The 20838-nt window shown below is 62.4% G+C and carries 20 protein-coding genes; 5 read left to right on the forward strand and 15 right to left on the reverse strand.

Annotated elements, in window-relative coordinates; all coding sequences use genetic code 11:
- Positions 1–762, reverse strand: a 762-nt coding sequence (locus ACQUQ1_RS09920) for a hypothetical protein (RefSeq protein WP_435064131.1), incomplete at its 3' end; no start/stop codon positions are given.
- Positions 763–1189: 427 nt separating this feature from the next.
- On the opposite strand from ACQUQ1_RS09920, the gene ACQUQ1_RS09925 reads away from it, so the two are divergent.
- The 3 genes from ACQUQ1_RS09925 to ACQUQ1_RS09935 are packed head-to-tail and all read left to right on the forward strand — an operon-like array spanning position 1190 to position 5084.
- A complete protein-coding gene (locus ACQUQ1_RS09925; RefSeq protein ID WP_435064132.1) occupies positions 1190–3631 on the forward strand; it encodes a tubulin-like doman-containing protein in 2442 nt (813 codons plus the stop codon).
- A 50-nt stretch (positions 3632–3681) separates the two neighbouring features.
- Complete coding sequence (locus tag ACQUQ1_RS09930) at positions 3682–4488, forward strand: hypothetical protein (protein WP_435064133.1); 807 nt, start codon at positions 3682–3684, stop codon at positions 4486–4488.
- 17 nt (positions 4489–4505) lie between these two features.
- Entirely contained in the window at positions 4506–5084 is a 579-nt protein-coding gene (locus tag ACQUQ1_RS09935; protein ID WP_435064134.1) for a hypothetical protein, read from the forward strand.
- On the opposite strand, the gene ACQUQ1_RS09940 is transcribed toward ACQUQ1_RS09935, so the two are convergent.
- From ACQUQ1_RS09940 to ACQUQ1_RS10005, 14 genes are all read right to left on the reverse strand, one after another.
- On the reverse strand, positions 5032–5349 hold the full coding sequence (locus ACQUQ1_RS09940; protein WP_435064135.1) for a lamin tail domain-containing protein: 318 nt from the start codon (positions 5347–5349) through the stop codon (positions 5032–5034). The two genes, ACQUQ1_RS09935 and ACQUQ1_RS09940, sit on opposite strands and share 53 nt — an antisense overlap.
- 167 nt (positions 5350–5516) lie before the next feature.
- Positions 5517–6059 carry an Lrp/AsnC family transcriptional regulator gene (locus tag ACQUQ1_RS09945; protein WP_435064136.1) on the reverse strand — a complete coding sequence of 181 codons (543 nt, stop codon included), beginning with the start codon at positions 6057–6059 and terminating at the stop codon, positions 5517–5519.
- A gap of 67 nt (positions 6060–6126) precedes the next feature.
- Positions 6127–7230, reverse strand: coding sequence for a DUF917 domain-containing protein (locus ACQUQ1_RS09950; RefSeq protein WP_435064137.1), 1104 nt, complete (start codon positions 7228–7230; stop codon positions 6127–6129).
- On the reverse strand, positions 7227–8324 hold the full coding sequence (locus ACQUQ1_RS09955) for a DUF917 domain-containing protein (protein ID WP_435064138.1): 1098 nt from the start codon (positions 8322–8324) through the stop codon (positions 7227–7229). Before ACQUQ1_RS09955 ends, ACQUQ1_RS09950 begins: the two co-directional genes overlap by 4 nt.
- Positions 8324–9871 carry a hydantoinase/oxoprolinase N-terminal domain-containing protein gene (locus ACQUQ1_RS09960; protein WP_435064139.1) on the reverse strand — a complete coding sequence of 516 codons (1548 nt, stop codon included), beginning with the start codon at positions 9869–9871 and terminating at the stop codon, positions 8324–8326. Before ACQUQ1_RS09960 ends, ACQUQ1_RS09955 begins: the two co-directional genes overlap by 1 nt.
- Positions 9868–10953, reverse strand: a complete 1086-nt coding sequence (locus ACQUQ1_RS09965; protein ID WP_435064140.1) for a DUF917 domain-containing protein — start codon at positions 10951–10953, stop codon at positions 9868–9870. Before ACQUQ1_RS09965 ends, ACQUQ1_RS09960 begins: the two co-directional genes overlap by 4 nt.
- A complete protein-coding gene (locus ACQUQ1_RS09970; RefSeq protein ID WP_435064141.1) occupies positions 10950–12092 on the reverse strand; it encodes an ABC transporter ATP-binding protein in 1143 nt (380 codons plus the stop codon). Before ACQUQ1_RS09970 ends, ACQUQ1_RS09965 begins: the two co-directional genes overlap by 4 nt.
- Position 12093: 1 nt before the next feature.
- Positions 12094–13284, reverse strand: a complete 1191-nt coding sequence (locus ACQUQ1_RS09975; RefSeq protein ID WP_435064142.1) for an ABC transporter ATP-binding protein — start codon at positions 13282–13284, stop codon at positions 12094–12096.
- On the reverse strand, positions 13281–14207 hold the full coding sequence (locus ACQUQ1_RS09980; protein ID WP_435064143.1) for an ABC transporter permease: 927 nt from the start codon (positions 14205–14207) through the stop codon (positions 13281–13283). The genes ACQUQ1_RS09975 and ACQUQ1_RS09980 overlap by 4 nt, the downstream gene beginning before the upstream one ends.
- Before the next feature lies 1 nt (position 14208).
- Positions 14209–15234, reverse strand: a complete 1026-nt coding sequence (locus ACQUQ1_RS09985) for an ABC transporter permease (protein ID WP_435064144.1) — start codon at positions 15232–15234, stop codon at positions 14209–14211.
- On the reverse strand, positions 15231–16973 hold the full coding sequence (locus ACQUQ1_RS09990; RefSeq protein ID WP_435064145.1) for an ABC transporter substrate-binding protein: 1743 nt from the start codon (positions 16971–16973) through the stop codon (positions 15231–15233). The genes ACQUQ1_RS09985 and ACQUQ1_RS09990 overlap by 4 nt, the downstream gene beginning before the upstream one ends.
- A 524-nt stretch (positions 16974–17497) precedes the next feature.
- Positions 17498–18826 carry a hypothetical protein gene (locus tag ACQUQ1_RS09995; protein WP_435064146.1) on the reverse strand — a complete coding sequence of 443 codons (1329 nt, stop codon included), beginning with the start codon at positions 18824–18826 and terminating at the stop codon, positions 17498–17500.
- A gap of 87 nt (positions 18827–18913) precedes the next feature.
- Complete coding sequence (locus ACQUQ1_RS10000) at positions 18914–19234, reverse strand: hypothetical protein (protein WP_435064147.1); 321 nt, start codon at positions 19232–19234, stop codon at positions 18914–18916.
- Complete coding sequence (locus ACQUQ1_RS10005; RefSeq protein WP_435064148.1) at positions 19231–19362, reverse strand: hypothetical protein; 132 nt, start codon at positions 19360–19362, stop codon at positions 19231–19233. The genes ACQUQ1_RS10000 and ACQUQ1_RS10005 overlap by 4 nt, the downstream gene beginning before the upstream one ends.
- 470 nt (positions 19363–19832) lie before the next feature.
- Here ACQUQ1_RS10005 and ACQUQ1_RS10010 point away from each other — a divergent pair, with 470 nt between their 5' ends.
- On the forward strand, positions 19833–20318 hold the full coding sequence (locus ACQUQ1_RS10010) for an Lrp/AsnC family transcriptional regulator (RefSeq protein WP_435064149.1): 486 nt from the start codon (positions 19833–19835) through the stop codon (positions 20316–20318).
- Complete coding sequence (locus ACQUQ1_RS10015) at positions 20311–20643, forward strand: HalOD1 output domain-containing protein (protein ID WP_435064150.1); 333 nt, start codon at positions 20311–20313, stop codon at positions 20641–20643. Before ACQUQ1_RS10010 ends, ACQUQ1_RS10015 begins: the two co-directional genes overlap by 8 nt.
- Positions 20644–20838: the final 195 nt, after the last annotated feature.

Below are 20838 nucleotides of genomic sequence, written 5' to 3' on the forward strand. Positions count from 1 at the left end.
CTGGTCCGCTAACTCTCGGTCATCGTTGGTTTCGACAGAGTCCAACAACTCCTCAAAATCCTCCGTACTATTGTTATCAGACTGGGATACAGACTCAGTCGATTCACTGGAGGTTGGCCAGTCCTCGAGCGTCTCAGCTATCTCTGCGATCGTCTCCGCATGCGAGTGAATCTCCTCCAGAAGTCGTTGAGAGATCTCCTGATCGCCCTCTTTCACCTCTTGCTGGATTCGGTCAGTGATCGTATCCAACCGCCAGACGCACTCATCGAACAGATCTTCGACAGGCGCCTGCGTTTCATGTACCGAGTCGACCCCATAATTCACCGAATGGGTGGCGACGAGTCGTCCATCTGACCGTCGGAATTCGATCTGCGTTTCTGTCCAAGGCTTATTCGGCCGATGGGCACGTTCATCGAGGAACGCCTCGAGCCCGTCGGCGATCCACTTCATCTCTGCCCACCACGTCAGAAATCGTTCTCCAGCTTTCTCTGTGAGAAGATCTGCCCCCACAGCCGCATCTATCACCGTTCTGATGTCATGCTGGTCGGTCACAAACGCGACCGTTACCAGGGGAGGACAGTTCCCATAGACCTCTGATAGTTCTGACTGCACGTGCTCGCCCCGCAGCTGCTGTTCACGAAGGGCGGTGAGCGTCTGGGTCAACGACTGTCGATTAACCAGACACCACCTGACTGCGCGAACGATGTGCTCGAGGCCCGATTCAGTAAGGGTGTCTTCCAGTTCTGGCTGGTGGTCCGTCATCCTTCTGTTGTCTGATTGCCAGGGTAGCCTACCTTGTCCTCACCTCCTGATTGTCCCGCAATACTATTAGCCACAATTCTGGGCGACAGTATTTGTTCAAACGGGCTCTTCAGTGTGTTCTCTCAGTTACACTTCCTACACACGTTGTTCAGTAATACTGCCCAAGAGAAGTGAACAGGGTTCTTAATTGCAGCTCAAATACGGGTCTGGCTGTGTGTTCAGTTATTATAGACAGTATGACTGCACAGTATTACTGGTCAGTTTGAATATTTGCTCAACTCTCTCTTGAGGGAAACCACCTCACGGAACTCGCGGCAAGGGTAGCGTGAGGAAGCCAGGTCATGCAACGCACCCAGCACGGGGAAGACTCCGCTGAGGAATCCGGACCGAGCAACCCGACCGAAGCAGCGATACCCACCACCATCCCATGAGCACGACCACTCACAAGTCCCGACTCGACACCACGCCGACTATCGTAATCGCGATCGGAGACAGCGGCATCCGCGATGCCCGAGAGATCTACCACAAGGCGAAAAAGGAGGGCGTGGCGGACCAGCTCCTCGTCATCTGGATCAACAGCCGAAGCGAGTTTCCCGAACACGACGCGGACGGGATCAGAACCTTCCGTCTCGAAAAGCCGGGTACCGAACACATCGAACGAGACCGCGAGGCACGAGCGTACGTGAGTGCCGGACGGGAGATCCGGGACATCATGGGTGCCAAGCGCTGGCGAGAGGTCGCACGATACTACCTGGACACCGTCGAGAACATCAGCCGGCTCGAGGGGTTCATCGAGACCCGGATCACTCGGTTCATGAAGGAGTTCCTTCAGGACCAGAGTATCAAGGGCCCCGACGCGGCGAACGTCATCCTCACGGCGGGTGCCGGAGGGGGAACCGGCAGTGGAGGGATTCCGATGATCTCGGCGATGGTCGACACCATCACTGACGAGCTCAGCGCCGACGGTGCGCTAAGTTCGGTGAACTTCCACCTGTGGGGGATCGTGAGTGTGGCCACCGTCGATAACACCGTCAGCAACGGGCCGGTCCCGGATGTCAAGCCGCGATACCTGTCAAACACCGCCGCGCTGCTGTCCGAACTCCGGGCGATGGCCGGACAGGGGGACGCCTCGTATCCCCTCGAGATTCCGCTCGTGTCGGCACAGGAGGGTGCAACCATCCGGCGCGACTCCTACACCATCGAGGAGAACCCGTTCGACGGTGTCTACCTCGTCAGGTACGTCCAAAACCACGACGGTGACGTCGAGGCCTACCGGCGGGGCGTCAATCGGACTGCAGCGGCGATCGCCTACCGCTGGATGCGACAAGACCTCGAGCAGGATGACGTCGAGAACGCGGCGGACGACCTGAACAGCACCTTCTTCGAGGCCCGTGCTGTGACCTTCGAGGCCCCGACGGACGTCATCAACGAGCTGTTCGAGGAGCGGCGTCGGATCGAGTCCCGCGAGACGACGCTGGAGCAGCTCACGTCCACGCGTGACAACTACCGGGACGCGGCTCAGCAGATCCAGCGCCTCCAGTCGCTAGCCAACATCGACCTGAATCTCGATGAGTCCGAGGTGGCGACGGCACAGTTGGATACCGAAGAGGGTGAGCCTGTCGAGGCTGACGGCGGGAACCGCACCCCGCCACGCCAGGCGCATGAACTCGCGCTCAAGACCGCCAACAGCATTACCCCCGGACAGGTATCCGAGGAACTGATCGAGGACCGCGTCGAGACGGTTCAGATCCAGCTCACCGACAAGTTCCACGATGCTGTCCCGGCGAACGAGCTGATCGCGGCCGTCACGCTCTCGGCCATCGTCGACACCTTAGCCGAGACGCGGGAGGATCACGCCTTCCCCGAAGCAGTCCGTGACTTCGTGGACTCCCACATTGACGCCCTGGAACAGTTCAACGGGGCCTTCGACCAGACCGCACCAGTGAGAGTCCTGTACTCGGAGATCGTCCGTCCTTTCCTCAAGGACCGACTGTCCACGCTCCGATCGAAGCTGGACGCGACGACGCCGATCGTCGACTACGGGGAGCGCTCGACGCTGAAACAGAAGATCGCGAACACGGAGCAGACGCTCGAGCGGCTGGACCGGCTCAACGCCGAACACAGGCGGATCGTGGAGGCGCTCGAGTCGACTCAGGAGCGACTCGTGACCGCTCGTGAATCCCTTCGGGAGGTCCTCGAGACATTCCACGGCGACTTCCAGTCGGTCCAGACGCGCATTGAGTCGACGGAGACGAAGCTCCGGAAGGCCCGCTCCCGGAGTGAGCGCCTCCGCTCGGAGTTGCTCAATCCGAGTATGGGCCGCTCGGTTACGTTCCCGGTTGTCGACCCGGAGCAGCTGGACCCGTCGATGTTCGAGGGGTCGCCCGGACTCGCGAAGTTAGTCCGGGAAGGCGTGATCGACCAGGACCGGGCCGCTGCCAACCTCAACACGGCGCTTCGGGCGGAGGAAGGGAGTGCTCCGCTCGACGATAAGTTGATGACGGAATCGGGGGCTCGGTCGCCCGCCCGCGGACGGCCCATCGTGTTTGCGAGCGACGACGCCATGGACCCGCTTTGGGCCAACGCCGCTGCAAGCGATTCCGTGACTGCGACGGCGAACTCCGAGTTCAGCCTGGCTCCCAAACGGATCACGCATCAGTCGACGGATGAACTCACCATCCTGGTCGAGTACGGCGACATCCACTTCGAGAATTTCCTCCATCCCGTCGGTGCGGATGCGATTCGGGATGGCGTCTCCGACCTTGTGGGGCTCGATGTGGACCTGCGTGAATCCGTGGCGTATCACGAACTGCTGGGGCTGGAACCACAGCCGGATAGCACTGACACCACCACCGACTCAGACTCATGAGTAGAGACAGACGGCCAACCTTGACGCGGCGTCGAGCACTCCTCCTCGGAGTGCTCGTTGGAGTCATCGGTATCACCGTCATCCTGGCACTCGGCGTCGGATCGGGGATGGCAGTCACTGCTGATTCCGAGGCCCCCATCACCATCGACTCAGAATACAACGGAACAACCACGAGTGCAGATCACGTGTTTGTGGTCCGTATCACGCTCTCTCCGTCGAAGCGAGCACTCAATCGGAGTACTATCGACATCTCGGCCACCGAGGGGGCCTTCATCAGTACGAGTAGCGTCGAAACCTCCCAAAGCACCACCGACGGCCGACAGGTCATCTCACGGGTCGAGGACCGAGCGATGAGGTTCGAGATCGACCGACTGGGAACCGGCGAGTCGGCGACCATCGAACTCCGAGTGTACCCGAAGAAGCTGGTTCCGGAGGGGGAGCCCCTCGCGATCGTCGAAACTACGGTCCAGTACCAGAACAACAACGAGATCGTCACTCAACAACGGACGGTAGCGCCTGCTGTGTCCGACAGTGAGGTGGGGATCGTCTCAACTGGCACTGTTCCCGACGCAGTCTACGCTATCGGGGGCGCCGTGGCCGGCGTCCTCTTGACGGGGCTTGCGACTGGGATTATCTGGCGCCGTAAGCGGGCGCGACTCCGGAGCATCGCACGTGACCTCTCCGGTGCGGTAGTGAGTAGTGAGGCCCGCCAACTTGTCCAGGACCTCCGCGCGCAACTCGGCGAGTCCACCGGGGAGGATCGGGACGATCACGGTGACGGTGGGTCGTCCTCGGTTTCGTCCACTGAGACTGAATCTGACGAGGACGACGTCCATCTCGAAATCTCGCTCGAGTAACCTCAGAACACCGACCAATGCCATCCATTGGAACGCATCTTCGTGTTGCCGGTGCCGTCCACTGTATCGTGGTTCTCCCGGCCGGTGCGTACGTCCTGGCGACAGTCGTCGCATGGCCACTCGCCGTCTCGTATGCGCTCACTGCTCTTCCAGCGACGCTGGTGGGTGGGATCGCGCCGGACGTCGATCATCCCTCGTCGCACGCATACAATTTGGCCCACCGCTGGCTGCCTGTTCTGGTCGGAGGCTCGGTTCTATGGGCGTCTGTCCTGGCGACTGGGGTACTACAGGACGGATTTACACAGACGAATGTGAGTGACACGTACGCGCTAGGTGTTGTTTCGGGTGTCGCAGCCGTAAGCACGTGGTATACGACGAGAGAGAGTATTCCGAAGCTCCGTCCACCTCATCGGGGAATCGTGCATACGGCACGCGTGGGGATCCTGTTCGGGACCGTATTTGGAGCGTATATCACGTGTCTCCTCTGGACGACTCACATGTCATCAAGTCCAGAGATCGGGACTATGTGGGGCGCTGCGTTTGTTATCGGCTACCTGAGCCATCTCTGGAGAGACGGTGAACTGTCGTACCAATGATGCGACGTGGACGGTTGACGAAGCAGATATCGCCATTCGAATTCGAATCGGTTCCGTCGCCGGTATGGAGTCTCCCAGTCCCGCCGGCTGTGAGTATGTAGATATCGGTGACTTGATTCTTGTGTCCGGCTTCTTCCGCGACGGTCCAACCCGTCAAACCGATATCCGCAGTCGTCGTATCTTCGAGGTCGACCCACTCGGCGTTGAGCGTCGTCCCGTCCTCGTTGACCTGTGTGACCGGTACATCGGGCCCAGAACTCGACAAGGAGGGGCCATCCGAGGCGATTGAGCCTCGTTGTCGTCTAGCTAAACTGTATCGAGCGTTGGAATCTCTAACAGGTCTTCCATCCGGGTAGGGGGGTCTCGTGCCTGACTACCGATGTATTGGCGCGATAGGATAGCGATAGCTCCCGAGGAAGCCGAGTGATCTTCTCAGTCCTCAGTCGGCCGGTCCAGTTTCCGATTCCAAGCCTTCCAGGTTTTCACGACGGGGGTAATGTCGTACGCATCGACAGCCGGATCGTCGTCGAGTAGGTCCCACACATACGATTTCACGTCGTTGAGCGTGCTATGCCAGGTGCGAACGAACAGGTCATAATCTCCCAGGCAGGAGTCGACCGAGTATACCAGCTCGGCGTCTATCAGGCGCTCGATGAGCTCGTCCCGCTCGGTCCGGTCGACACTTTGGTCCACCGATACACGAACATCAGCGTATGCGAGATCTGCCTCCTGGAGGACGATAACCGCCAATATCTCTAGGATACCGGAGTCGGTCAGGTTCTCCCGTCGTCGTCGGACCGCCGTTCGGGAGAGGCCGACCCGGTCTGCCAACTCCGTGTCGGACATCCTGCCGTCCTCGTTCAGTGCCTCGAATATCTGGTAGTCGTGGTCATCGAGATGTGCACGGAGGATGGCCTCCGGGGTGTCGGCCGCGGGTTGATCAGTGTCGGTGTCCGTTGTGGTCGTCCCGCTCATATTGTCGGATCCCATGGTTCCGGAACCTTGGCTGCATCGTTTCCACCGATTCGGACAGTGACCCGCATCACTCCACCCGCAGCGGTTCGTACGTGAGGTCGTAGCCGAACGCCTCCGGGCCGATGACGTCGAGTGCGTCATCGGTCCGGAGTAACGCCGGTGCCGGCACGCCCAGTACTGTCACCCGCTGTCCGTACCGGAGTGCATCAGTCGTGATCGGGAGGCCGGTATCCTTGTCGACGAGACAGATGAGGTCGGGGACCGATGCCAGCACGTCCCCCTCGTCGTTGCGGGCAACGAGGAACTCGTTTTGGAACTCGATCGTGATGTCCTCTGTCCCGTCAAGTTCCGCCAGCGTGACCTCTCCGTTCGCGAACCCGGCCTCGTTCCGGCGGTACACGTCTGTCACCTTCCCGGTGAACAGCTGTGTCCCCCCGACCACCTCGCACGCGGTTTCGATGGGATCGCGGCCATCGGTCTGAGCGGCAAGCACCGCCGTCCCGAGCTCGTGCGCCAGCGACAGCGTGTCCAGGATGCTGTAGTCAGCGACGAAGGAGCCGTCCATCAAGGGGAACGCGTAGCCCGCTCGGCCGCCCATGTCGACGGTCGCTGCACGGGCGAACGATTCCAGGCGTTCGGCGCTGTCGACGTCCTGGTACGTGATCGTGTTGCCCCGCTCGTCGCTGATCGCGGCGTAGTTGACGGGATGGCCGTAGATGAAGAACGTATCCATCTGTAACTCGGGGAAGGCGCGGCCCATCCCGTCGGCATCCAGGACGGGCAATCCGGTCATCGCCCCGACACACAGCGGCACGATGCTGTTGACCCCGCCGATCTCGCCCGGGATGAGCGCATCGACAGTTCGCCCGCTTGCGGTCTCTATCGCATCCAGCGACCGGATCTCTTCCCGGCCGTTCGGGAACTTCTCGACGCCGATGGTCGGAGCACCCATCCCGCCGACGCTGGCGACGGTTGCATCCGCGGACAGGTCCTCGGGACGGATCACCTCGACCGCGTCGGGATACGTCGGGTCCTCGAAGATCGTCCGGAGACGGAGCTTCCCCACGCGTGGGTGCCCGCCCCCGCCCGTTCCGAGTATCCCGGCGCCCACGCCGAGCGCTTCCAGATCGTCGATCGTTACCGTCTCCAGCGGTGGTGCGTCGAAATTCATCGTGCAAGTGGAACGAACTGCGTATCCAGGCCGAACGTCTCGGGGCCCCAGACGTCGAGGGCCGCGTCCGTGCGCATGATCTCCGGCGTCGGAATCCCCAGTACCTGAACCCGCGCTCCGTATCGCAGGGCTTCGGTCCTGACCGGGTCGCCCGTCTCGCGGTCGAGGACGGTGATGAGATCCGGGACGGTCGCGACCCACTCCCCGGGGTCGTCGCTGCCGGCCGCTCGAACACGGGCTCCGAGGTTCTCGTTCTGGAACTCGATCGTCATCTCGGTCCCGTCGTCGGGACCGAGTCCGTCGATCTCGACTGTCCCGACGACGAACCCGCCCTCGGTCCGGCGGCGCACGTCGACGATCTTCCCCTCGAAGAGCGTCCGAGCGTCTCCGTAGATGGAGTTCGCCGTCGCCGACCGTATCGCCGCGACGGGATCGGAGTCGGCGGTTCGGATCGCCCGGCCGATGTCCATCGCGAGCGACATCGTCCCGTGGATGGCCGTGTCGTTCACTTCCCGGCCGGACATCGGGTAGTCGGTCACGTACGCGACGCCACCCATTCGGATGGTGATCCCCCGAGCGAGCCATTCGAGCCGCTCGTTCGTATCGGTCTCGAGGAGGGTGGTGTTGCCGTGTTCGTCTCCGACAGCCGCCGGTGTCCCGTCGACGCCGTAGACGTTGAACGTCTCGTGCTGGAGTTCGGGAAAGGCTCGCCCCATGCCGTCGGCGTCCACCAGCGGGATGCCCTTCCGCGCCGCCACGGCGAAGGGGAACGTGGAGTTGATGCCGCCACACTCCATCGGCATCGCGTAATCGGCCGTCCGACCGAGTTCCTTCTCGACCCGCTCGACGGAGGTGACCGGCTCGTGCCCGCCGGGCAGCTTCTCCACTGCGACAGTGGGAGCACCCATCTGGGCGGAAACGAGGACGAGTTCGTCGTCGTCCACCTCGCCGGGGTGAACCATCTCGACCGGGCCACAGTCCTCGATCGCCTGCTCGGCCACCAAGCGCCCGACGTGGGGATCGCCACCCCCACCCGTCCCGAGGACGGTCGCCCCGAGCGCGATGTCCGCGAGTTCGTCGGTTCCGACCCGCATCAGTGATCGAGTTCCCCGGCGGCCTTGACTTTCATGCGCACTGCGTTGCCGGGCAAGTACGACAGCGGTACCTCCTCGATATCGACGATGTCGACCGTTCCCTCGTCGGCACCTGCCTTGACCGCCTTGGAGACGGCTTCGCTCTTGGCGTCGTCGAGTGCCTCGTCCCGGCTCTGGTCGTCGAGGCTGTAGATCCGGTCGACCTCGCCGGAGACCTGTGCGATCGCCACGCCGACGGCGTTGGCTACCTCGTAGTGCGACGGCTTGTACACCTCGCTCGCTCCCTCGAGGTCGGACGGGACGAGGATGCTCCCGCCGCCGACGACGACGACCGGTACCGGCTCCGGACTGGTCTTCATCCGGTCGACCGCGCGTTCGACCTCCGAGCGGACGTACGCCCGCGCCTGTTTGACCGTCTCCGGGTCGACGTCGGGCGTGTGGGTGCCGATGTCGATCGTCCCCGCGGAAACCTCGAGATCCGTCGCTGTCAGCGTGGCGCCGCCGAACGAGAGCGCGTCCTCGGTGAGCCGGTACCCGACGCTCGACGGACCGACCGTGACGCCGTCGTCGTCGTGGGCGACGTGTGACCCGCCGCCGATACCGATGCTGATGAGATCCGGCATCCGGAAGTTCGTCTTCACGTCACCGATCTCGACGGCGACGCTGGACTCGCGCGGGAAGCCGTCGGTGACCGCCCCCACGTCGGTGGTCGTCCCGCCGACATCGACGATGATGCCGTCTTCGATCCCGGAGAGGTAGGCGGCGCCCCGGACCGAGTTCGACGGGCCGGACGCGACTGTGAAGATGGGATACTCCAGGGCGTACTCGACGGACATGAGGGTCCCGTCGTTTTGCCCGAAGAACAGGTCGGCGTCGACGTCCCGCTCCTCCATCGCATCGAGGAACGCCTGTGCGGCCTCCGCGGCCACGCTGGTCAACGCGGCGTTCATCGTCGTCGCGTTCTCCCGCTCCAGCAGGCCGACACTCCCGATCTGGCTGGACAACGAGATGGGAACGTCCTCGGAGATCTCCTCACGGATCAGCTCGGCGACGCGCTCCTCGTGGTCGTCTCGAACCGGGGAGAACACGCTCGTGACCGCGAAGGCGTCGACGTCGCTGAACTCGCGGATCTGCTCACGGACTTGCCCCTCGTCGAGGTCGTTGAGCTCTCTGCCGTCGAACTCGTGGCCGCCGTCGAGGATCGCGACGTTGTCGCCGATGGCGTCGGCCAGGTCGTCCGGCCACTCCAGGAGGGGCCGAATACTCTCGGTGGCGGGCGCGCCGAGACGGAGCACTCCGACCTCGTTGAGCCCCCGCCGTTCCGCGATGGCGTTGGTCGCGTGCGTCGTCCCGAGCATCACCGAGTCCAGGTCGTCGGCGCCGACGTCGCTCTCGCTGAGGACGTCATCGAGCGCGTTGACGATCCCCGAGGAGATGTCCTCGGTCGTGGGAGTCTTGGTCTTCGCGATCGGTTCGTCTTCGTCGTCGAGGACGACGGCGTCCGTGTTGGTGCCGCCGACGTCGATACCGAGTCTGTAAGCTGTCATTTGTGGAGTTGTTCGATCGGTGTGTACTCGATGTCGTACTCGAAGTACTGCGGGCCGACGAGTTCCAGGCCCGCGTCTGTACGCCACTTCTCCGAGCAGGGCATGCCGACCACCTGGACACGCTGCCCGTAGGTCAGGCCCTCGGTGGTGATAGGGTCGGCCGTCTCGGCGTCCAGGACCGTGATCAGGTCGGGGACGCTGGCGACGACGCCCGCTTCGGAGTCGCGGGCGACCAGGTGTTCGTTCTGGAATTCCAGGGTCAGCTCCCGACCGTCGTAGCCGTCGAGCCCTTCGACGGTCGCTTCACCGACGGCGAACCCGCCTTCGGTCCGACGCTCGACGTCGGTAACCTTGCCCCGGAACAGCGCGTACCCGTCCGTCAACGCCAGCAACTCGTCGACCGGGTCGACGGAGCGGTCGTTCGCGGTCCGGATCGTCTCTCCGATGTCGCGCGCAAGCGACATCGACCGCAGGATGGCGTGCTCGCGCAGTTGCTCGCCCGTGTGCGCGTAGGTCGCGATCATACACGACCCGCCCATCTCGATGCTGGTGGTCCGTGCGAACTGCTCGGCCCAGTCGTTGCTGACCGTCTCGAGGTAGACCGAGTTGCCCTTCTCGTCGGCGATGCTCATCGGCGTGGCCGAGATCCCGCCCATCGTGAGCGTCACCATCTGCACCTCGGGGAACGCCCGGCCCATGCCGTCGGCGTCGACCAGCGGCAGGTCCAGCTGGGCGGCCACAGCGATGGGGACCGTACTGTTGAGGCCGCCCGCCTCGATGCTCATCGTGGCGAAGGCCTCCTGTCCGATGCCCCGTTCGAGCGATTCGAACGCGGCCAGCGACTCCGTACCGCGGGGCATCTTCTCGACCATCACGGTCGGCGCGCCGAGCATGGCGCTCGGCACGACCAGAGCGTCCGCGGGGACGTCGCTCGGGTCGAGCAACTCGACCGGGCCGTGGTTCTCGATCGCCTGTTCGGCCATCAGCTTCCCGACGTACGGGTCGCCGCCGCCGCCCGTCCCGAGGACGGTCGCACCGGTGGCGAAGTCGTCGAGGTTGTCTGTCGTGATCTGTTCTGTCATTGTTCGGGTGGCTCCGTATCGTCGTGGGTCGGTCCGCGGGCACGCTCCGTTCGCTCGGCCCGCTTCCTCTCGGCTGTCCGTTCTCGCGGGTTCTCATCGCCTCGACTGCCGCCGTCGGCGACGGCGGTCACGTCGGGTACCTCGTCGAACTCCCCCCGATACGCGTCGTCGTAGATGTGACAGCGAACGAGCGGTCCGCCGTCCGACTCGACGAAGCTCGGTTCCGTTTCGGCACAGGCGTCGGTCGCGTAGGGACACCTGGTCCGGAACCGGCACCCGGAGGGGATATCCCGCGGACTCGGGATCTCACCCTCAAGGGGCTCGCGTCGGGGTTTGTAGGCCTCTTCCTCTTCGGACGTCACCGGGATCGCCGACAGGAGCGCCCGAGAGTACGGGTGTCTCGGGTGGTGGAACACCTCCTCGGTGTCGCCTTTCTCCTGGATCTGTCCGAGGTACATCACCGCCGTCTCGTCGGCGAAGTTGCGCACGAGCGAGAGGTCGTGGGTGATGAACAGGTAGGTCAGGTCCAGTTCGCGCTGGAGGTCCTCGAGCAGCCCGATGATCTTCGCTTGGACTGAGACGTCCAGCGCGCTGGTCGGTTCATCGAGCAACAGCAGGTCCGGCTCGATGGAGATGGCACGGGCGATGTTGATCCGCTGTTTCTGCCCCCCGGAGAGTTCGTGGGGGTACTTGTAGAGGTACTCGTCGTTGAGTTCGACCAGGTCGAGGAGCCCGCTGATCCGTTCCTCCCGTTCCGCGGCGGGCACCCCACGGGCCTTCATCGGGACTTCCATCGACTTCCCGACCGTGCGTCTGGGATTCAGACTGGAGGTCGGGTCCTGGAAGACCATCTGCATCTTGCTCCGCATCCGGTCGAGCTGGTCGGACGACGGGTCGGTGATGTCCTCACCGTCGAAGTGGACGCTCCCGCCGGTCGCTTCGTGAATCCCGATGATCGTCTTGGCCACGGTGGATTTGCCGCTGCCGGACTCGCCGATGAGTGCCATCGTCTCGCCGCGTTCGATCTCGAAGGAGACCCCGTCGACGGCCTTCACGTGGCCGATCGTCCGTTTGAGGACCCCGCCTTTGACGGGGAAGTACTTCTCCAGGTCGTCGACTTCGAGTAGCGTCTCTGCCATCTCAGGTCCCTCCAGCCCCGTCGGAGACGGTCGGATCGGTGCCGTCGTTCATCACGCTCGATTCCACGGCCTCGGGTGGCTCGTCGGACCCCCTGTCACTGATCGTGCCCATTCGTGAGCGGGTGTCTTCCAGCGTCGGCTGCTCGTACGGTGACGTCTGCATGTCGTCGTAGAGCACGCACTCGACGCCGGTTTGGCGGTCCAGCGGGAGCATCTCCGGGCGCTCGCTCCGGCACGCGTCGTGCGCGTACGGACAGCGTGGGTGGAACCGACACCCCGTCGGCGGATCCAGGTACTCCGGGACCGACCCGTCGATGCCCTCGGCCATCGCGTCGCCCGTCAACCGAGGGATCGAGGCCACCAGGCCCTGCGTGTAGGGATGCTTCGGGTCGTCGAACAGCCGCCGCGTCGGAGCCGTTTCGACGATGCGCCCGCCGTACATCACGTAGATGCGGTCGCTGACCTGCCTGGCGACGCCCAGGTTGTGTGTGATCATCAACACGCTGAGGTCGTGGTCGTCGATGAGGTCGTGGAGCAGATCCAGGATCTGGTCGTGGATTGTGACGTCCAGTGCGGTGCCGATCTCGTCGGCGATGAGGAGATCCGGGTCGTTCAGCAGCGCCTGCGCGATGAGCACGCGCTGGCGCATCCCGCCCGAGAGCTGCGTCGGGTAGGAGTCCATCACGCTCTCGGGGTCGGGCATCTGCACCTCGTGGAGCATCTCCAGCGCGCGCTCGCGGGCCTCGGCTCGTTCGGAACCGAGGTAGCGCCGGCGTGCGTACTCCAGCACCCCCGTGTCGCTGCGACCGCCGAACTGAGCGGTGTCGACGAGCTGTTCCCCGACGGTGAACGTCGGGTTGAGACTCGACATCGGGTCCTGAAAGACCAGGCTCATCCGACGGCCCTTCAGGCGGTTGAACTCCTTGCGTGGGAGGTCCCGCAGGTGCGTCCCGTCGAAGACGATGTCGCCCTCGATACGGGCCGGCGGTTCACTGAGCAGTCGCAGGATGGCTTTCATCGTCACGGACTTCCCGCAGCCCGTCTCGCCGGCGACGGTGACGACTTCGCCTCTCCCGACGGAGAGGCTCACCCCGTCGACGACGTCCGCGAAGCCGTCGAACGACTCGAAGCCGACGTGGAGGTCGTCGACCGTGAGGAGCGGATCGTCAGCGACCGGCTCCCGGAGGCTCATCGGTTCACCTCCACGTCGAAGACGTCGCGGAGCCCGTCACCGAGCATGTTGAAGCCCATCACCAACACGAAGATGGCCAGGCCGGGGAAGACGGCGAACCACCAGGAATCCGGCAGGTAGCCGGTCCCCTGACTCACCATCGTCCCGAGGCCGGGACGCGGCGGCTGGACGCCGACGCCGATGAACGACAGCCCGGCGCCGATGAGGATGACGAACCCGGCGTCCAGGGTCACCTTCACCAGGATCGGCGACAGGGTGTTCGGGAGGATCTCCCGGAACATGATGTGGACGGGTCCCGCCCCGGACAACTCGGCGGCCTGGACGTACTCCTCGTTGCGCTCGCTGGAGACGATACTCTGGACGAGTCTGGTGTGCCAGGTCCACCACAGCGCTGCGATAGCCAGCATCGCGTTCCACAGCGTCGGCTGGAGCGCCGAGGTGATGGCCAACGCCATCACGAGCGGCGGGAGCGCGAGCGCGGTGTCGGTCATCCGCATGATGATCGTCTCTACCCACCCGCCGTAGTAGCCGGCTACCAGCCCCAGAACGACGCCGACGGGAACGCCGAAGCCCAGCACGACGGCGACCATCATCAGCGAGAGGCGGTACCCGAAGAGGATCCGCGAGAGGATGTCCCGACCGATGTGGTCGGTCCCCAGCGGGTGTGCGACGCTCGGTCCCTGCAACGCGTTGGCGAAGTCGGTGAACTTCCCCGCGTGCTGGGGATACGGCGCGATGTACGGCGCCAGGATAGCCGAGGCGACGACGACGATGATGATCGCGAGGCCGACGACGCTCATCGGGCGGCTGATGAACCGCTTCCAGGCGCGAGCCCACAGCTCGCGGCGCTGTTCGGAGACGACGGCATCGAGCACCGACCCGGAGGTGGCCTCGGCTCCGGTATCCGCAGTTTCGGTGCTCATATCAGGTCGCCTCCTCGACCTGCAGCCGGATGCGGGGGTCGACCCGTCCGAGCAGCACGTCGATCAGGAAGTTGATCGAGACGAACGCGACCCCGATCGTCATCGTGACGCCGACGACCGCGTTGAAGTCGTTGTTCATCACGGCCGTCACCCCGTACAGGGCCAGCCCCGGCCAGGAGAACACCACCTCGATGAGGAAGGCGTTTCCCAGCAGCGAGGCGTACAACAACCCGAGGATGGTCAGCGTCGGGATGAACGCGTTCTTGAGCGTGTACTTGTACGTCACGAGCCAACTGGGGAGGCCGAACCCGCGCTCGGCCTCGACGTAGTCCTGATCCTGGACGTCGATCATCGAGGACCGAGTGATGCGCATCACCTGGCCCATCCCGGCCATCGACAGCGCGAGCCCGGGCAACAGCAGGTGGATCCACACGTTCCCGTGGGCCGCGAGGTTCCCGGCGAGCAGGGTGTCCACCAGCAGGAACCCGGTCTCGCGTTGGACCGTGAATCGACTCGCGATCCGGCCGGTGATCGGGAGCCACTCCAGCAGGTACCCGAAGATCAGCTGGAACATCACCCCGATGAAGAATCCCGGAACGGAGACGCTGACGAACGCGATCATCCGGGTGATGTTGTCCACAGTGCCGTCCTTGTTCTGGGCGGCGATGACGCCCAGCGGGATGCCGAAAACGATGGTGAACAGCATCGCGACGGTGATCAGTTCCAGCGTCGCCGGCAGGTACTGGAGGATGTCCGTCGACACCGCTCGCTTGGTTTCGAGACTCCGGCCTAACTCACCCGTGAGCAACCCCTGCATGTAGTCGACGTACTGTGCCCACAGGGGTTTCGTGAGCCCCATCTCCCGGGATAGCTCCCGGACCTGCTCCTCGCTGGCCATCGCGCCCAGCGCCATCCGAGCGGGATTACCGGGCAGCACCCGGGAGACCGCGAAGATGATGATTGACAGCCCGAGGAGGCTCACAGCACCGCCGCCGAGCCTCCGAACGAGATACTGCCAGTACTTCATCCGTGCGTGTAGTCGTGGAACCAGTAATCGAAGCTCATCGCCGGACGGAACGTGTAGCCCTGCACTTCGTCGGCGAACGCGTGCTTCTTCGCCTGGACGAACACGAACAGGTCCGGGTAGAGCCCGGCGAGTTCGGACTGGAGATCGGCGTAGATCTGATTGCGCTGGTCCGTGTCGACGGTGGAGCGAGCCTCTTCGATGAGGCTGTCGACCGTGTCGTTCTCGAGGTGTTCCATGCTCATCCAAGTCGAGGCCGCCTCCGAGTGGTACTGGTTGTAGAAGACGGTGTCCGGCGAGGGGTAGACCGGCCCGTAGAACACCTGGTTGACGTGCGGGGTCTTCGCGACGCTCGTCGCGAGCTCGGTCATCGTCCCCCACGTCTGGGGGTTGAGTTCGACGTCGATCCCGATCTCGGCCATGTTCTGCTGGAAGAGCAGGCCCATCTTCTCCTCGAGCCCGAAGTCCTTCACGTAGGTGTTCTGGATGGTGATGTCCCCCTCCTCGTAGCCAGCGTCCGCGAGCACCTGCCTGGCGCGCTCGGGGTCGTACGTGGGCTGTTCGATGCTGTCGTCGTGTGCGCCGAAGGACGGTGCAAGCGGCCCCTGTGCCTGCATCGACCCGGGCGCGATCTCGTTTCTGGCCGTCTCGTAGTCGAACCCGTAGGCCAGCGCCTCCCGAACGGCCGGGTCGTTCGTCGGCTCGATCTGGGTGTTGATCTTCATATAGAAGACCGTCACCGTGGGAATGGACTTGACCCGGACGCCGTCCTCCTGTTCGAGGGCCTGGTAGGTCTCCTGGCTCTGGTACTGGCTGGTCATATCGAGCTCGCCAGTCTTCATCAGGGACCGAACTGTGGGGTCCTTCGTGATGATCCGAACCTCGACCGTCTCGAAGGGGTTCCCCTCCCACCCCATCCAGTAGTCGTCGTACTTCGAGAAGGTGATCGACGACTGCCGCTCGAAACTCGCCAACTCGTAGGGGCCCGAGCCCGCGTCGTTGCTGTTGAGCCACTCCTGCCCGTAGTCGCCCCGGTCACCGAACTCCCCGTCGCCGGCGTGCTCCAACACGGCCTTCTTGTCGACGACGAACAACAGCACCAGCGTCGCGAGGAACGGCGAGTGCACGCGGTCGAGCGTGAACTCGACGGTCCTGTCGTCGACGACCGTGACGTTCTCCTTTGAGAGAACGCCCGTCAGCAGGGACGCGTACCCCTGGTTGATGTCGAAGAACCGTTCGACGGAGAACTTCACGTCCTCCGCGCGGACCGGGTTCCCGCTGTGGAACGTCGCGCCGTCCCGGAGTTCGAACGTGTAGGTCCTGTTGTCGTCGGAAACCGACCAATCCGCGGCCAGGTGCGGCTGGAGGTTCCCCTCGCTGTCGGGGAACACGAGCGGGTCGTAGAGGTTCACCAGCGCCATCACCTGCGTGTAGTCCGTCCCCTTGGCGGGATCGACGGTACCGAAGCGCTGGACCGCATTCAGCCGCAGCGTATTGTCCCCGGACGACCCGCTGTCGTCCGTCGAGGTGTCGTCCGAGCCGTCGCTACCGTCCCCGCCCGGCTCGCTCGTCTCCGTCGACTCGTCATCGCCACCGCCGGTACACCCTGCCAGACCGGCGATGCCTGCTCCACCGAGTCCCTTGAGGAACGTCCGCCGGGAGCCTGGGTTCTGTAACGCCTCTGCTATCGAGTCCGTCGATGCCAGTGTCGATCTCAACTGGTCGTTGCCTCCATCTGCCATGGTACGACATAACGTGGTTCCGTATAGGAACATAAGTTTGACTGTTTAACACATTTTCTATGTACAGCAATCAAATCGAAGATCTATGTTGCCATATCGTTCACCCAGTTCGCAATCCTGGTTCTGGTACTAGTTGAAAACGCAACAATTCTATTCGTCCGGGACACTCGCAGTCGAACACGAGATGTCGCGTGCGGGATACCACATCCGTCGAGGGCGCGGCAGTCAAGAGAGAAGTCTATTCACGGGAATAGAACGCGAAGGGCCTACATGAGTCGATGCGAACCTGTGTGGTCCGCATTCGCAGTTGTTGTTATTCTCGTGTGCTCGCGTTTGCAGGCAGGGGGACGGAGAGTCGCCCACAGCGTCCCACTCACGTCCTAATTATCCTAAACCGGCACATTGAGTCTTCCTACCGCGAGAATCTCGAATTGGAAATTGGAACACTACGGCGGACCATTCCCCGGCGGTGCCCGAACGTGTTAGAATCGTATGGTGCGCTATCATATGACAATTGTTTTGATTCATATTCTCATATGGAACCGTAGCGGCGACAGTCTCAGTCTCGGTGTCGGTGGAGGGACTGTCGTCGACCGTGTGGAACTCCTCGTCGAGGTCGTCGGGATCCAATTCGCCACGCTGGAGTGCGAGATAGTCGGCGTCGGTGAGATCGGTGCAGACGACGTCCGGGTGTGGTCCACCCGATTTGCCGCCCGACCAGCGTCCAGACGGAGGGGGCTGCCAGCGACGAGATAGCCGATTCGCTCGACCCCGTGGAACGGCTCTTGGTCACCTGTGCTGTACCGTTCGTCCTCCTCCTGCAAGCGGACGAAGAAGGAGTGGTCGTTGACGCCGAGTGTCCGACTCTGTCGGGTCACGACCGGATCGCCTCCTTGCTTCGTCTGACAGCGGGTGATGATCGGCGGGTCCTCCCTGACCGGGGAGTCCGCGACCGCCTCCGGGTAGGTCGCCTCCGCCCACGACCGATCCGTCTCCAGCGTGTCCACGTGGACGAGCATCCCGTCGTCCAACTGGTGGGTCCCGGCCTCCAGAACGACATAGCCGATCACTTCGCGGGTGTGATGATCGTCGCACTTCCACCCTCCCCATTCCTCGATAGCCACCTTCACCTTCGAGCGCCCCCCGTCCCAGTCCAGCCTCGTATGACAAGATTGTCCCCCGTTGTCCGTCAGGACCTGCGCGAAGGCGACTGGGTTCTCGAGATGACTCGTGTCTATCTCGATGTAGTTCGAGCCCTGTTCGGGTAACCGGATCGAACCGGTCCCAGCGAACCCGATGTCGGCCCCGTCGGTGTCGGTGATGGCTCCCCGCTCGAGTGCCACGCACCCAACTGCCTCCTCGTTGGAGTGTCTGAGTGGTGACGAGGTTCCGTACGGTTCGTCTATCCTGGCCGTGACACCGTAGGGCCCCCACTTGTCGAACCGGACGGTCGCCGCGTCGGACCCGTTGTACGTCTGGATACTCGCGAGCGTGACGGGTGACTCACCGAACGCCCGATTGAAATCGATCCACGTCCACTGTTCGTCCATCGTCTCCTCGGTCATCACCGCGTCGGTCTGCAACGCGTTACCCACTGCGAGATACCCGACTTCTTCGGTCCCGTGTTCGGGGTAGCTGCCGACTCCCTGTAGTCGAAGAGCAACCTCGGGCGGGTCTCTCGGGTAGTTTCGCACCCAGTACGGTGGCGCCTTCTGGCGGGTGACGACCGGGTCGCCGTCCCGATACGTCTGACAGTGGCTGATGACTTTCGGGTCCTGACCCCATCTCGAAGAGAGCGTGACCGAGGACCAGTCGTCGTCGTCCATCTCCTTCGTCCCGGCCTCGACGAGCATGCCGTTGTCGAGGACGAAGGCGCTCTCGTGGGCATCGAAGACGACGTAGCCGATGAGTTCCTCGTAGTGGACCTCGTCTTGGGTCTCTCACTCCTCCACCTTCACGTCGAGGGACCCCGATCCGACGTCCTTGAGTCGTGTGTGGCATGGCTGAGGGCCCCGATGTGTCATCACCTGTGCGAACGCGACGGGGTCTTCGTACCTGCCGTCGAAGTCGCACGTCTCCCACGTGTCAGGGGACGACTGGTCTACCCATTTCGTGCCCGCCTCCCCGGCGATCCGGCCGAGCGTGTCACGGATGTACCCCTCTTCGGTGGCGAGGTAGACTAGTTCGCTCGCGAAGTCCCCCACGTCGTCGATCGTTATCTCGAAGTCTGTGCTGTGGACGTTCTGCAGCCGCGGGCTCACCGGTTTCGCTCGTCGAACGTCTGCACGTTCGCGATCGTCACCGGCTGTTCGCCGAAGTCCGGTTCGAAGTAGACCGTTTCCCACCGGCCACCGACCCGGTCGTCGATTCGCTCCGCGTTCAGTTGCACGTGTTATCACACCCCGGTTCGTATCGTTGACCAGAACGCCGACGCCCACTGGCGCGAACGCTTGGGACATCGAGATGGTAATCGTTTCGAGTATCGTTACACTCGACACAATTGTATCAGAGTGAGGTCGGTATCCGATATGCTTCGTAACCAGTAGATTCTATACATACAGTACTCCAACACGCATGCGTAATTACCACCGGAATATCTCGACTTGCCACCCACAATCCGAGTAGTCTACAGATGAACGAGGCGAGCACCTCGGGGCTTGACCTGGAGGTGGTTCACTAATCTAATGGATATTTCACCTGAAGTGTTGGATATGTGATTGAACAGATCGGATCTAAGTTCTACAAATCAAGAAGCAAAAAGAAATATATTCACTCATTTAGTTGCGATATTTATAAATTTCTCCGTTTTCAACTGCAGAATCTATAAATATTGACCAGGACAACTGTGTATTAGCCAAAATGGAGCTCGATGAGACGAATCGGGCCATCCTCTATCTGTTACAACGAGATGCCCGCCAACTGACAATGAGTGAAATGGCAGAAAAAATCGGCGTTTCAACCAGCACCGTTCGAAACCGGATCAAACAGATGGAAGCTGATGGTATCATCCGGGGCTACCATCCGATCGTCGATTATGACAAGGCTGGCTTGCAGCTACACATGGTGTTCATTTGTAGTGCGCCCAGTCATGAACGCGAAGCGCTGGCACACAAAGCCAGGGAGGTGAGTGGTGTTCTCTCGATCGCTGAGGTCATCGACGGTGACGACAACCTCCAGATCGAAGCCGTCGGTGTCGACACTGACGACATTGCCCGCATTAGCGACGAATTAGAAGCGTTAGGGCTCGATGTTAAAGATTCGAAGATTCTGAAGAGCTATTACACACAACCGTTCGACCACTTCGGTCGAGATCTCGTAACTGAGGAGGGTGATCCCGATGACTGACTACGGAACACCGGTCGAGTATCTCCCCGACCTGGACTGTTACGAGACTACAATCGATCCCGCTGAAACACGGCCAGTGAAAGGCGCCATCTCGCTCGTCGAGACTGTCCAGGAAGCGGAGGACCTCGATCTCCCACCGCTCTACGACGTGATTGACTGTGATGCACTGGATACTCTTTTTATCGGGGGCGAACGGAGAGCGCTCGTAGATCGCATCGAGCTAGCGTACGAGACAGAGGGATTCGAATTGGAGATCGACTACACCAATGGAGCCGCTACGATGCGTCTCTACCCTGACGCAGCGTCATCACTAACGACCAACTAGTCTCCCCGACTTTCTTGTAGTTGGCACTTGTGCTTCTCCGTCCGTTGTTGTGGATCGAGCACGACGACGCCGTTATCGACGCCAAAGAGAGCGAACCAGCCCGCCAATTGACTCTATCATATTCTCTACCGATTGACTAGCAGAAAATCAGCAGGTAGATGATGAAATATCAGTTTGATAGTGAGCCACCACAAC

It is taken from the genome of Halobaculum sp. EA56, from assembly GCF_051195075.1.
In the GTDB taxonomy this organism is placed as follows: Archaea; Halobacteriota; Halobacteria; order Halobacteriales; family Haloferacaceae; genus Halobaculum.